General features: G+C 67.9%; 12 protein-coding genes. 4 read left to right on the top strand and 8 right to left on the bottom strand.

The window, feature by feature from the left end; all coding sequences use genetic code 11:
• Positions 1 to 14: 14 nt before the first annotated feature.
• Positions 15 to 1,289, bottom strand: coding sequence for an EAL domain-containing protein (locus tag CFB82_RS14290; protein WP_089484466.1), 1,275 nt, complete (start codon positions 1,287 to 1,289; stop codon positions 15 to 17).
• A gap of 192 nt (positions 1,290 to 1,481) precedes the next feature.
• On the bottom strand, positions 1,482 to 2,918 hold the full coding sequence (gene mdtD / locus CFB82_RS14285; protein WP_089440860.1) for a multidrug transporter subunit MdtD: 1,437 nt from the start codon (positions 2,916 to 2,918) through the stop codon (positions 1,482 to 1,484).
• Positions 2,919 to 3,135: 217 nt separating this feature from the next.
• On the opposite strand from mdtD, the gene CFB82_RS14280 reads away from it, so the two are divergent.
• Positions 3,136 to 3,459, top strand: coding sequence for a DUF2917 domain-containing protein (locus tag CFB82_RS14280; RefSeq protein ID WP_089484465.1), 324 nt, complete (start codon positions 3,136 to 3,138; stop codon positions 3,457 to 3,459).
• A 72-nt stretch (positions 3,460 to 3,531) separates the two neighbouring features.
• On the opposite strand, the gene CFB82_RS14275 is transcribed toward CFB82_RS14280, so the two are convergent.
• A complete protein-coding gene (locus CFB82_RS14275; protein WP_143750909.1) occupies positions 3,532 to 3,732 on the bottom strand; it encodes a hypothetical protein in 201 nt (66 codons plus the stop codon).
• A 174-nt stretch (positions 3,733 to 3,906) separates the two neighbouring features.
• On the opposite strand from CFB82_RS14275, the gene CFB82_RS14270 reads away from it, so the two are divergent.
• Entirely contained in the window at positions 3,907 to 5,298 is a 1,392-nt protein-coding gene (locus tag CFB82_RS14270; RefSeq protein ID WP_089484463.1) for a CoA transferase, read from the top strand.
• A gap of 21 nt (positions 5,299 to 5,319) precedes the next feature.
• On the opposite strand, the gene CFB82_RS14265 is transcribed toward CFB82_RS14270, so the two are convergent.
• Complete coding sequence (locus CFB82_RS14265) at positions 5,320 to 6,066, bottom strand: GntR family transcriptional regulator (protein ID WP_011352976.1); 747 nt, start codon at positions 6,064 to 6,066, stop codon at positions 5,320 to 5,322.
• 166 nt (positions 6,067 to 6,232) lie between these two features.
• On the opposite strand from CFB82_RS14265, the gene CFB82_RS14260 reads away from it, so the two are divergent.
• Together CFB82_RS14260 and CFB82_RS44545 are read left to right on the top strand one after the other, a co-directional pair.
• Positions 6,233 to 7,078: an aldo/keto reductase gene (locus CFB82_RS14260; RefSeq protein WP_089484462.1), complete on the top strand. Its 846-nt coding sequence runs from the start codon at positions 6,233 to 6,235 to the stop codon at positions 7,076 to 7,078.
• Between the two features lie 60 nt (positions 7,079 to 7,138).
• Complete coding sequence (locus CFB82_RS44545; RefSeq protein WP_179255407.1) at positions 7,139 to 8,680, top strand: hypothetical protein; 1,542 nt, start codon at positions 7,139 to 7,141, stop codon at positions 8,678 to 8,680.
• A gap of 242 nt (positions 8,681 to 8,922) precedes the next feature.
• On the opposite strand, the gene CFB82_RS14250 is transcribed toward CFB82_RS44545, so the two are convergent.
• The 4 genes from CFB82_RS14250 to CFB82_RS14235 all read right to left on the bottom strand — a co-directional run bounded on the left by CFB82_RS14250 (position 8,923) and on the right by CFB82_RS14235 (position 13,308).
• Positions 8,923 to 9,933 carry a HoxN/HupN/NixA family nickel/cobalt transporter gene (locus CFB82_RS14250; RefSeq protein WP_174941971.1) on the bottom strand — a complete coding sequence of 337 codons (1,011 nt, stop codon included), beginning with the start codon at positions 9,931 to 9,933 and terminating at the stop codon, positions 8,923 to 8,925.
• Positions 9,934 to 10,099: 166 nt separating this feature from the next.
• Positions 10,100 to 12,211, bottom strand: coding sequence for an elongation factor G (gene fusA, locus CFB82_RS14245; protein ID WP_069248671.1), 2,112 nt, complete (start codon positions 12,209 to 12,211; stop codon positions 10,100 to 10,102).
• A 217-nt stretch (positions 12,212 to 12,428) separates the two neighbouring features.
• Positions 12,429 to 12,929: a DUF192 domain-containing protein gene (locus CFB82_RS14240; RefSeq protein ID WP_039368216.1), complete on the bottom strand. Its 501-nt coding sequence runs from the start codon at positions 12,927 to 12,929 to the stop codon at positions 12,429 to 12,431.
• A 163-nt stretch (positions 12,930 to 13,092) separates the two neighbouring features.
• Positions 13,093 to 13,308 carry a hypothetical protein gene (locus CFB82_RS14235; protein WP_011352970.1) on the bottom strand — a complete coding sequence of 72 codons (216 nt, stop codon included), beginning with the start codon at positions 13,306 to 13,308 and terminating at the stop codon, positions 13,093 to 13,095.
• Positions 13,309 to 13,338: the final 30 nt, after the last annotated feature.

The following is a 13,338-nucleotide window of genomic DNA, read 5'->3' as shown; positions in this document are numbered from 1 at the left end:
GTGCGGCGGCGCGTTCATTCGCGGTTGAGTGCCGCTTCCCAGTTGATGTCGACGCAGAGCACCTGCATGCCGGTCGCGACCGGCGCGGCGATCGACGCGGTCACGCACAGGTGCGCCTCGTTGATCGACAGGTAGGGCGACGTCAGGTGCACGCGGCCCGGTGCGCGCATCGCGTCGATGAAGTACGGGCGACGTTCCCAGCTCGCGCCTTCGGAGTGCAGCAGCGGCCGGAAGCGCTTCGCGCGCTGCGAGACGCTGCCGCGTGCGAGCACGTTGTCGCCGATCTGGCGCCCCGATGCGTCGAGCAGGAAGCAGCGCGCGGTCTCGGGCAGCCCGAGTACGACGGCAGCCGCGTCGGTGAGCGGCTCGCCCGCGCCGAGCTTGCGGCTCGCTTCCTCGAGCGCCGCGACGTACGGTGCGAGCCGTTCCGCCTGCGTGCGCTCGCGTTCCGCGACGCGCAGCCGCAACGCGGCCGACAGCGTGTCCATGCAGCCCGCGGCGGCCTGCGGCTGCACCGGTTCGACGCTCGGCCCCGCAAAGTACTGGCCTTGCACGAAATCGACGTCGCACTCCAGTGCGATCAGCGCGTCGCGCTCGGTCGCGAGCCCGCCCATCAGCACGAGCTGCCCGGATTCGTGCAGCAGCGACACGAGCCCCGGCAGCACGCGTTCGAGATGTGAGTGCTCGCTCGCCTGCGCGAGAATGCCGCGGTCGAGCGTGACGATGTCGGGATGCAGGTGCCACACGCGGTCGATGTTCGAATGCTTCGCGCCGAATCCGACCAGTGCGATCAGGAAGCCGGCCTTGCGCAGCCCGTCGACGATCGCCGCGTAGCGCGGCGTCTCGCCGCCCGCCTGCTCGGGCACCTCGAGCACCACGCGGTGCGGCGGCAGCCCGAGCGCCTTCAGGTTCGCGAGCAGCGCGTCGCTGTAGACGGTGTCCATCAGCGCGGCCGGATGCAGGCTCAGGAAGAGCCATTCGTCATGGCTGTCGAAGGCGTGGAAGTTGCCGAGATGCAGCGATTCGGCGAGCCGGCCGAGCTCGAGCAGGTCGCCGCGCCGCGCCGCCTGCGTGAACACCTCGTGCGACGCCACCTGGTGGCTTTCCTCGTCGTGTGCACGCAGCGACGCGTGATAGCCGATCGCGCGGCGGTGCGACACCGAGAAAACGGGCTGGAACACGCTGAACACGGTGTAGCCGCCGTACAGCACGGTGCGCCGGTTCCCGTCGTCGCCCGCGACGGGGCGGGGCGGCTGAAAGCCGGGGGGATCGATTTCGATCATGCTCATGATGTCGGCCGAAGGAAGACTGCCAGTTTACCTAGAGAATAGGCGAGCAAGAAGCGTGCACGGCGTCGTATCGCGTGCGGCGACGCGTCGCGCGGCCGAGCCGCGGGGCATCGTCGGCGTTTCAGATGCGCGTCGCGGGGCCGCGCTGCACCGTGATGGTGCGTGCCGACCCGGTTCGGCGCGCGCCACGCATCACGCGCGTTCGGACGGGTCGGTCTTGCGCGCGGTGCTGCGGATCTCGGGCGCGAGCTGCGCGAAGATCCACGCGGAAGCCGCCGTGATGATCCCGACGCAGATGAACGTCGCATGGAATGCCGGCAGCGTGTTGCTCGGCGTCACGGTGCGCAGCATGCCCGTGAACGTCGCGAGCAGCGCGCCTGCCACCGTGACGCCGAGGCTCATCGACAGCATCTGCACGAGCGAGAACAGGCTGTTGCCGCTGCTCGCACCGCCCGTGCCGAGATCCTTCAGCGTCAGCGTGTTCATCGCGGTGAACTGCATCGAGTTGAAGCCGCCGAACAGCGCGAGATGCACGACCTTCACCCAGACGGGCACCGTGTCGCGCATCAGCGCGAAGCTCGCCATCATCACGCCGACCATGATCGTGTTCGCGAGCAGCACCTTGCGGTAGCCGTGCCGCGTGATCAGGCGCGTGATGATCCGCTTCGAGAACATTCCGGCGGCGGCCACCGGCAGCATCATCAGCCCGGCCTCGAAGGCCGAGTAGCCGAGGCTCACCTGCAGCAGCAGCGGAATCAGGTACGGCATCGCGCCGCTGCCGATCCGCGCGAACAGGTTGCCGAGCAGCCCGACGCTGAACGTGTGGATCCGGAACAGCTCGAGCGAGAAGATCGGTTGCGGCGCGCGCACCGCATACAGCCCGTACGCGACGAAGCACGCGAGGCTCAGGATCAGCAGCACGAGCACGGCCGCGTGCTGCATCCCGAGATCGGCGAGCCCGTCGAGCGACAGCGAAATCGCGACCATGCCGATCGTCAGCAGCAGATAGCCCTTCAGGTCGAAGCGGCCGACGGCCGGGTTGCGCGAATCGGGCATCGAATAGAAGGTTGCGATGCAGCCCGCGACGCCGACCGGCACGTTGATCAGGAAGATCCAGTGCCACGACGCGATCTTCACGAGCCAGCCGCCGAGCGTCGGCCCGATCAGCGGGCCGATCAGGCCGGGAATCGCGACGAACGACAGCGCGGCCAGGTAGCGCTCGGCCGGAAAGGTACGCAGCACCGCGAGCCGTCCGACCGGCAGCAGCATCGCGCCGCCGACCCCCTGCACGACGCGGAACGCGACAAGTTGCGTGAGCGTATGCGCATTCGCGCACAGCAGCGACCCGAGCGAGAACACCAGGATCGCGCTGAAGAACACGCGCCGCGTGCCGAAGGTATCGGCGAGCCAGCCCGAGACCGGGATCATCACCGCCATCGTCAGCGAGTACGCGATCACGACCGACTGCATGCGCAGCGGCGATTCGCCGAGGCTCGCGGCCATCGACGGCAGCGCCGTGTTGACGATCGTCGCATCGAGCGTCTGCATGAAGAAGCCCGTTGCGACGAGCCAGAGCATCACGGTGAGGTTCTTTTCGCCGGGAGCGGCGGCAGGCGGGCGCTGGAACATGGGGGCGGGATGGTGGCGCGGGACAGCCGACATTGTAGGGAAAGCCATTGCGCCGTGCAGCTTCGGCGCAAGGGCGGTGCGCAGTCCGGCCGGCGGTGCCCGTCCCCGTCGAATGACCAGTACAGTTCAGCCAAAAGTGTCTGCAGCCGTATCTGTCCGTGTGCTGCCGCTGTCAGAAATACTGATGCCATCGGACCCGTGCGACCAGGAGGCTGCCATGCGCGAACTGCGACTTTATGTGATCGATGGCGACGAGCCGGCCGGTCGGTGGCGGATCGTCGATCGCACCTCGCTGGAGGTGGCCGAGGGTGAAGTCTGGGTGACGATCGAGGGGCGACACGACGATCACTGGCTCGGTGCCGGGGCTTCGTTGATGCTGATGCCCGGCATGCGCGTATGGGTCAGCGCGGGGTCGCAGCGTGCGACGTTCGCGTTCGGTCCGCTCGAGGTGCCGGCGAGGCGCGCCGCGCAGGCGTGGTGGAGGCCGCTCGTCGCGTGGCGCGACGGCCGGCGTCATGCGCCCGTTTCGCTGCCGACGTAGCGCGCCCGGGGCTGGATCAGTGCTCCGTCCGTGCATTGTTCGAGCGGATGCGTGATCCAGTCGGCCGTGTGGTCATGCGGCGATCCGCGTGATCGGCGAGTCCGGCTCCGGTACGTCCCGGTCGAGCGAACGTTCGACGCTGGCGCGCGAGCGTTTCGCGTCGGCGCGGCAGCGTGCGGGCAGCCGCACGCTGTCCGCGTGATGGTAGCGGTGCCCGGTTGCGCGATCCGGTAGTGAGCGCAGCAGGTCGCGGTTCACCTGTGCTGGAGGCACGCCGGTGTCGAGGGTACTGGCAGGCTTCCTGCTCACGGAATGGTGTGATGTCGGCCGCTTCTGCCGGAACGCAGGGGATACGACCGCGCGATGTTTCGATTCGCGCAATCAGGATTGCTCGCGGCCGCCGCCGATCCTAGACTCGATCTTGTCTTCCTCATCGCCCATTCCGCCATGACACCCGAACTCGCGCTGGCGCATCTGTGGCGGCTCGCACACGGCGGCCCCGGCGCGCTGGCCCGAGCGACCGTGACGGGGCAGGACCCGACGCTGCCGTCGACCTTCCGCGTCGGCACGCTGGCCGCGGCGACGATCGCGGCAGCCGGGCTCGCGGCGGCCGAATGCCACCGGCTTCGCACGGGCGTCGCGCAATCCGTCGACGTGTCGGTGCGCGACGCGCTCATCGCATTCCGCAGCGAACGCTACCTGCGCGTGGACGATGGTCCGCCGCCGGAGTTGCGTCATCCGGTGACGGGCTTCTTCGAGACGGGCGACGGCCGCTGGATCCAGCTGCACGCGAACTTCCCGCATCACCTGAACGGTATTCTCGACGTACTTGGCTGCAGCGCGCAGCGGGACGATGTCGCCGCGGCGATCCGCACGCGGGACGGCGCGGCACTCGATACTGCGCTGGCCGAGTCCGGGCTGTGCGCGGCATTGATCAGAACACCTGACGAGTGGGCGTCACTCGAGCAGGCGCGCGCGATCGCGTCGCTGCCGCTGTTCGAGATCGAGCGGATCGGCGACGCGCCGGTCGAGCCGATCGGCCGCGGCGAAGCGGGCCAGCCGCTCACGGGAGTGCGCGTGCTCGATCTCACGCGCATCATCGCGGGGCCGGTCGCGGGCCGCACGCTGGCGTCGCACGGCGCGCAGACGCTGCTCGTCAACGGCCCGCACCTGCCGAACATCGCGCCGCTCGTGATCGACAACGGGCGCGGCAAGCGTTCGACGTGGATCGACCTGCGCGATGCGGCGGGCATCGATACGCTGCACGGGCTCGCACACGACGCGGATGTGTTCCTGCAGTCGTACCGGCCCGGCGCGCTCGCGGCGCGCGGCTTCGCGCCGCATGCGCTGGCGATGCGGCGGCCCGGCATCGTGTACGTATCGATATCCGCGTACGGGCATGCGGGGCCGTGGGCGCAGCGGCGCGGCTTCGACAGCCTCGTGCAGTCGGCGAGCGGGATCGCATGGCAGGAGCAGCAGGCTGCGCACGCGGACGGGCCGCGCCACCTGCCGTGCCAGGCGCTCGATCATGCAACGGGCTATCTCGCGGCGTTCGGCGCGATGATCGCGCTCGCGCGCCGGGCGCGCGAAGGGGGAAGCTGGCACGTGCGGCTGTCGCTCGCGCAGACGGGACGCTGGCTGCAGTCGTTCGGCATCGTGCCGGACGGCCTGCAGGCACTCGATTTCGCGCGCACCGACGTGAGCGACCGGATCGAGCGCATCGCGTCGCCGTTCGGCACGCTCGACGCGGTACGGCCGGCCGAGCGGTTGTCGGCGACCCCGCCGTCGCTTGCGCGCCCGCCCGTGCCGCTCGGCACCGACGACGCGCGCTGGCTGTGAGGGCCGGCCGCGCGGCGGGCGTTACTTGCGCAGCTCGACGACGAAGTCGTAGTAGTCGTTGCGGCAGTAGGTATCGGTCAGTTCGATCGCGCGCTGGTCCGACGTATAGCCGATTCGTGTGATCAGCAGCAGCGCGTCGTGCGGCGCGATGCCCATCTGCTCGGCAATCTCGTCGGTCGCGTTGACCGCGCGGAAATGCTGCAGCGCGCGCACGATCGGCGTGCCGCGCGCTTCGAGATAGCTGTACAGCGAGCCGCCGATCGCCTGCGGATCGGGGATCAGCGTCGCGGGGAACGTCGAATTCTCGACGGCCATCACGATGCCGTCGGCGAGGCGCAGGCGTTTCAGGCGCGTAACCGATGCGGCCGGCGACAGCCCGAGCTGGATCACTTCGTCGCGGTTCGCCGGCTGGATCTCGCGCGCGAGCCATTGCGAGCTCGGCTTGAAGCCGCGCCGTTCGAGCATTTCGCTGAAGCTCGACAGCCGCGACAGCGGATCTTCGTAGCGCGGCTGGATGAAATTGCCCGCGCCCTGCGTGCGGCGAATCAGGCCTTGTTCGACGAGCAGCGCGATCGCCTTGCGCGCGGTGATGCGCGAGACGCCGAGCGCATCGGACAGCACGCGCTCCGACGGCAGGGCCTCGCCGGCTGTCCAGCGGTTGTCGTGGATCGCGTCGCCGAGCTTGCGGGCGAGCTGCAGGTAGAGCGGCGTGTCGTTGTCGGGGTCGGGGCGCAGGTCCTGCCAGCGGTCGTCCGTGGATGCCTTCATGGAGTGGGTATCGATCTGATTGCGGCCATTCTAAGTCATCACGTGGCGCCGTTATAGCCGGTTTTTGCCGTGCAATAGGTGAATGGCGCGTCGATTGACTACACTGATGCGTCGTATTCCATGGCTGGGCCGCGGTGCGCGGCCACGAATCCGCAACGAGGAACGCATGACAGACACGATCGCCACGGTCGTCCTGCCGGATGGCGAGACGATTCCGAAGCTTGGCCTGGGCACATGGGAAATGGGCGAACGGCCCGCCCGGCGCGCGGACGAGATCGCGGCGTTGCGCGAAGGCGTCGCGCTCGGGATGACGCTGGTCGATACGGCCGAGATGTATGGCGACGGCGCGACCGAGGAGCTGGTCGGCGAAGCACTCGCGGGCTTGCGCGACGACGTGTTCCTCGTCAGCAAGGTTTATCCGCACCATGCGAGCCGGCGCGGCGTCGTCGCCGCATGCGACGCGAGCCTCAAGCGCCTGCGTACCGATCGGCTCGACCTGTACCTGCTGCACTGGCGCGGCTCGGTGCCGCTCGAGGAGACGGTCGAAGGCTTCGAGGCGCTGCAGCGCGCGGGCAAGATCCGCCACTGGGGCGTCAGCAACTTCGATACGGCCGACATGGCCGAGCTCGTCGATGAAGCCGGTGGCGGCGCGTGCGCGACCAACCAGATCCTTTACAACATCGCGCGGCGCGGCCCCGAGTTCGACCTGCTGCCGTGGCTTGCCGAGCACCGGATGCCGGCGATGGCCTACAGTCCGGTCGATCACGGGCGGCTGCCGAAGCACTCGCCGCTCGACGAGATCGCGCGGCAGCGCGGCGTGTCGGTGATGCGCGTCGCGCTCGCGTGGGTGCTCGCGCAGCCGGGGGTGTTCGCGATCCCGAAGGCGTCGCGGCTCGAACACGTGCGCGACAACCGGGCCGCGCTCGATTTCGAATTGAGCGATGACGAGCGCGCGCAGCTTGACGCATATTTCCGTCCGCCGCGCAGCAAGCGCGCGCTCGAGATGCTCTGACGGCACCCGGTCGGGCAACGCGTCCGGTCAGTGGTTGCCGCCGGACGAGCCGCCGTTGCCGTGACCGCCGCCATTGCCGTTGCCAACGCCATTGGCACCACCGTTGCCAGCGCCACCACTGCCGTTGCCATTGCCATTGCCACCGCCATTGCCGTGACCACCGGTGCCATGGCCGCCGCCGTCACCGTTGCCGTGACCACCGCCGTCGCCATGGCCGCCACCGTTGCCGTGGCCACCACCGTTGCCGTGGCCACCACCGTCGCCATGGCCGCCACCGTTGCCGTGGCCACCGCCGTCGCCGTGGCCACCACCGTTGCCGTGACCACCGCCGTCGCCGTGACCACCGCCGTCGCCATGGCCGCCACCGTTGCCGTGGCCACCACCGTTGCCATGGCCACCACCGTCGCCGTGGCCACCACCGTCGCCGTGGCCACCACCGTTGCCATGGCCACCACCGTCGCCGTGGCCACCACCGTCGCCGTGGCCACCACCGTTGCCGTGACCACCGCCGTCGCCATGGCCACCACCGTTGCCATGGCCACCACCGTCGCCGTGGCCACCACCGTCGCCGTGACCACCGCCGTCGCCGTGACCACCACCGTCGCCGTGACCACCGCCGTCGCCATGGCCACCACCGTCGCCGTGGCCACCACCGTCGCCGTGGCCACCACCGTCGCCGTGACCACCGCCGTCGCCATGGCCACCACCGTCGCCGTGACCGCCACCGTCGCCATGGCCACCACCGTCGCCGTGACCGCCACCGTCGCCATGGCCACCACCGTCGCCGTGCCCACCGCCGTCACCGTCGCCGCCGCCTCCGTGTCCACCATGGCCTCCGCCCCCGGAAGTACCGCCCCCGGAAGTACCGCCCCCGGAAGTACCGCCCCCGGAAGTACCGCCCCCGGAAGTACCGCCCCCGGAAGTACCGCCCCCGGAAGTACCGCCACCGGAAGTGCCGCCACCGGAAGTGCCGCCACCGGAAGTCCCGCCTCCCGAAGTACCGCCTCCGGAAGTCCCGCCACCGGAAGTCCCGCCACCGGAAGTGCCGCCTCCCGAAGTACCGCCTCCCGAAGTCCCGCCCCCCGAAGTGCCGCCTCCGGAAGACCCTCCACCCGAACCCCCGCTGCCAGACGCATTGCCTCCGCGGCCCGAGCCGCCCGTACCACTCGTGCCGCCGGATGTTCCGCTTGTCGTTCCGCCGACACCAGCAGGTCCGACGGTACCGTTCCCGTTGTTGCCGCTACCGCTAGCGTTGCCATTTCCGCTAGCGGGGCTGCCGCCGCTGTCATTGCCGCCCGAGCCTGCGCCATTTCCGCCAACGCGCCCGCCGGCGAACACGTGCACCGCGCACGCAGCCGGATTGGCTTTGCACGGCGAAGCGTCGTCGACCAGCGTCATGATGGCGTCCGCGCTGGCTACTGCATTGGCCGCGGCGTCCGGTGTCGCATCCTGTGCGACAGCATACGAGCAGCAGCACGCGAACGCGGCTGCGGCGAACAAGGTTGCGCGATAGCGCCGTCCCGGCGTACGGAACGGTTGTTTCTTCTTGAGCATCATGGCCTCCCCATGCGCGCGATGCCTCGTCGCCGCGCGGTTACCTAGGTGTGGTGCAGGGAGCCGGTAAAGGTTCGTAGTCCTGTCGGCAGCCGATCGCTTTCGGGCGGGCGCTGGACGCCAGCCGCGAGCGCGGAACGGTATGCGGGCCCGCCGTGCGAATCCCTATCTGCGAGATCCGTGCCACCGGCCGCTTGCGCCCGTCGCGCAAGGCGCGCGCGAGCGCGCGACGGCGCCTGCCACGTCTTGGGGGGGAGTTTTGTTTCCGGAATGAAACGTCTGAGCTATGTTCAGCGCGCAGGCGCATCGGCCGCGCGCTGCCAGCGGTGGAACAGGATCGACGCGATCCAGCAGACGAGGAACAGGGCGACGATGCCGTAGCCGATCGAGCCGAAGCGTTCGCCGAGCGCATCGAGCGCGTCGCGCACGGGGCCTGTCAGAGACAGCTTGTCGGCCAGCAGGCCGGCCGCCTCGATCCCGCCGATCGCCAGCGCGACGGCCGCCGACACGAACGTGATGCTCGCGTTGTAGAGCAGCTTGCGCTGCGGATCGTCCATCGCCCAGCCGTACGCGTGAATCATCAGCACGTTGTCGGTCGAGTCGATCAGCGTCATGCCGGCGGTGAAAAGCGCGGGAAACAGCATGACCGTATAGACCGGCAGCCCCTGGCTCGCCTGCGCGGCGGCGATCGCGAGCAGGCCGATTTCGGTTGCAGTATCGAAACCTAGTCCGAACAACACGCCGACCGGGTACATGTGCCAGCTCTTCGACACGAACCGGAACAGCGGACGCAGCAGCCGGGACACGAGTCCGGCAGGGCGGTGCACATGCGCGGCATCGTGTGCGTGTCCGTGCGTGCCGCGATAGCGCCGCCACACGTCGCGCAGGATCACCAGGTTTACGCACGCGAGCACGAGCAGGAAGGTGGCCGATACCGCCGTGCCGATCGTGCCGCCGATCTCGCGGAATGCATCGAACCGGTCGCGCAGCGCGAACGCGGTCAGCGCGATGCCGAGCGTCGCGGCGATCACGATCGTCGAATGGCCGAGCGAGAAGAACAGCCCGACGCTCACCGGACGCTGGCCTTCCTGCATCAGCTTGCGCGTCGCAACGTCGATCGCGGCGATGTGATCGGCGTCGACCGCATGACGCAGCCCGAGCCCGTACGCGATTGCCGCGGTGCCGAGCAGCAGCGGATGGTCGCGCAACACGGCGAGCGCCCACAGCCAGACGGCGGCGTTCGCGGCGATCAGGCCGGCATAGAGGATCAGCAGGCGGCGCAGGGCAGGGGTGGGCGGCATCGGGATGGTTCCATCTGATGAATCGCGATGCATTGTGGCACGCGAAAAAAAAGCGGGGCGTGCCGCTCAAAAAAGGCCGCGTGCACGGTGCGCGCGAATGAAAAAAAGGCCCGTCCGGAACCGGACGGGCCTTGCCTGCAAGCAGCAGCGCGCGAGCGCGCCGCGCTTACTTCACTTTCGCGTTGATCACGGCTTCCGACACGTTCGCCGGCGTTTCCGCGTAGTGCTTGAACTCCATCGTGTACGTCGCACGGCCCTGCGTGGCCGAGCGCAGCGACGTCGAATAGCCGAACATCTCCGCGAGCGGCACCTCGGCACGCACCAGCTTGCCGCCGCCTCCCGCGATGTCCTCCATCCCCTGCACGATGCCGCGCCGGCTCGACAGGTCGCCCATCACGTTGCCCATGAAGTCCTCGGGCGTCTCGACCTCGACGGCCATCATCGGCTCGAGCAGCACGGGCTTTGCCTTGCGCATCGCTTCCTTGAACGCCATCGAGCCGGCCATCCGGAACGCGTTTTCGTTCGAGTCGACGTCGTGGTACGAGCCGAACGTCAGATGCACTTTCACGTCGACGACCGGGTAGCCCGCGAGCACGCCGCTCTTCAGCGTCTCGGTGATGCCCTTGTCGACGGCCGGGATGAATTCGCGCGGAATCACGCCGCCCTTGATCTCGTCGAGGAACTCGTAGCCCTTGCCGGGGTTCGGCTCGAGCGTGATCACCGCGTGGCCGTACTGGCCGCGACCACCCGACTGCTTGACGAACTTGCCCTCGACGTCGGACGCCGTCGTGCGCACCGTCTCGCGATACGCGACCTGCGGCTTGCCGACCGTCGCCTCGACGCCGAATTCGCGCTTCATCCGGTCGACCAGGATTTCGAGGTGAAGCTCGCCCATCCCCGAAATGATCGTCTGGCCGGATTCTTCGTCGGTCTGCACGCGGAACGACGGATCTTCCTGCGCGAGGCGGTTCAGCGCCAGGCCCATCTTTTCCTGGTCGGCCTTCGTCTTCGGCTCGACGGCCTGCGAGATCACCGGCTCCGGGAATTCCATCTTCTCGAGGATGATCGGCTTCGCCGGATCGCACAGCGTGTCGCCGGTGGTCGCTTCCTTCAGGCCGACGGCCGCCGCGATGTCGCCCGCGCGCACTTCCTTGATTTCCTTGCGCTCGTTCGCATGCATCTGCAGGATCCGGCCGAGCCGTTCCTTCTTGTCCTTGGTCGCGTTGAGCACCGTGTCGCCGGATTCGACGACACCCGAATACACGCGGAAGAAGATCAGCTGGCCGACGAACGGGTCGGTCATGATCTTGAACGCGAGCGACGAGAACGGCTCGTCATCGCTCGGATGGCGTTCCGCCGGCTTTTCCGGATCGGCGAAGTCGTGGCCGAGAATCGCCGGCACGTCGACCGGCGACGGCAGGTAGTCGATCACCGCGTCGAGCATCGCCTGCACGCCCTTGTTCTTGAACGCGCTGCCGCACAGCATCGGCACGATCTCGTTCGCGATCGTGCGCTTGCGCAGCGCGGCCTTGATCTCGTCCTCGGTCAGCGATTCATGGTCGTGCAGGTACTTCTCGAGCAGTTCCTCGCTCGCTTCCGCCGCGGCCTCGACCATCTTTTCGCGCCATTCGTGTGCGAGCTCGACGAGGTTCGCCGGGATGTCCTCGTACGAGAACTTCACGCCCTGGCTTTCGTCGTCCCACACGATCGCCTTCATCTTCACGAGATCGACGACGCCCTGGAAATGATCTTCCGCGCCGATCGGAATCTGGATCGGCACGGCGACGCCTTTCAGGCGCTCGCCGATCTGCTTCTGCACGCGGAAGAAATCGGCGCCGATACGGTCCATCTTGTTGACGAACGCGATACGCGGCACCTTGTACTTGTTGGCCTGGCGCCAGACGGTCTCGGACTGCGGCTGCACGCCGCCGACCGAGTCGTAGACCATGCACGCGCCGTCGAGCACGCGCATCGAGCGCTCGACTTCGATGGTGAAGTCGACGTGGCCCGGGGTGTCGATGATGTTGATCCGGTGCTCCGGATAGTTGCCGGCCATGCCCTTCCAGAAGGCCGTGGTCGCGGCCGACGTGATCGTGATGCCGCGTTCCTGCTCCTGCTCCATCCAGTCCATCGTGGCCGCGCCGTCGTGCACTTCACCGATCTTGTGGCTCACGCCGGTGTAAAACAGGATGCGCTCGGTCGTCGTGGTTTTGCCGGCATCGATGTGAGCGCTGATCCCGATATTTCGATAGCGCTCGATGGGGGTTTTGCGGGGCACGTGAACCTCCTTAGGTTCGGATGTAAGCGGGCCGACAGTGGCGGCCCGGGCTGGACAAGCGAGACTTAAAGCATAGCGCTTGCGCGTGGCTTTTGCAGATGCGGCCGGCAGCGGCGGAATCAAGCCGGGCGCCACCGCCTTCGGGCGAAAAAAAAGCCGGCGCGCAACGGGCGGCCGGCTTCGGTCGGTGCGCGGCACGGCGCCGCGACAATGGCCGTTACTGGGCCTTCGGCAGGCCTTCGAGCTTCATGCCGGGCTTGATGCCCTTCGCGGCGAACCAGCCCTTGCTCATTTCGAGTGCATAGACGCCGTTGTTGCGCGGGCAGTGGTTGTCGGTCGTCTCGGCCTTCATCTCGTCGATGTCGGTGATCGTGCCGTCCGCGCGGATGAACGCGATCGACAGCGGGATCAGCGTGTTCTTCATCCAGAAGCAATGCACCGCGTTCTCGTTGAACACGAACAGCATGCCTTCGTTCGGCGCGAGCTGCGAACGGTACATCAGCCCCTGTTCGCGGTCGGGGTCGTTCGCGGCGACGGCCGCGTCGATCACGTACATGCCGGCGCGCAGCTTCACGCGCGGGAATTCGCTCGGCTGCTTGGCGCCGGGCGGCACTTGCGCGCTGGCGGCCTGCATGCCGAACGCCATGACGGCGAGCGCGGCGGGAAACACGGCGGCGCGCGCAAGGCGGCCGAGCGACGAGCGCAGGGAGAATTGCACAGCAAGGCTCCTATCTGGAAAACGAGACCCGCATGGTACGCGATGCGTGTCGTCGGGCACAAAAAGAAAAAGGCAGATCGCCTTGCGGTGATCTGCCTTTCAACGCCGTAAGAACGGCAAGACTGCGTGTTCTTGACTGCGTTATTTATTACAGCAAGCTTACTTAGTTCGAAGCAGCTGCCGGTGCTGCTGCGTCGCTCGCTGCAGCCTTCTTCGATGCCTTGTGGTGCTTCTTAGCTGCGTGGTGCTTCTTAGCAGCGTGCTTAGCCGGTGCCGAAGCAGCTTCAGCAGCAGCCGGAGCAGCTTCCGGAGCCGATGCTTGTGCGAATGCAGCCGTTGCGAAGAGACCAGCGACCAGAGCAGCGATCAGTTTGTTCATGTTGTGTTCCTCAGCTTTAGTTAATTAACC

The sequence above is a fragment of the Burkholderia sp. HI2714 genome (genome assembly GCF_002223085.1).
Taxonomy (GTDB): domain Bacteria; phylum Pseudomonadota; class Gammaproteobacteria; order Burkholderiales; family Burkholderiaceae; genus Burkholderia; species Burkholderia lata_D.
The sequence above is the reverse complement of the archived record's forward strand: the minus strand, read 5'-3'. Positions and strand labels throughout refer to the sequence as shown.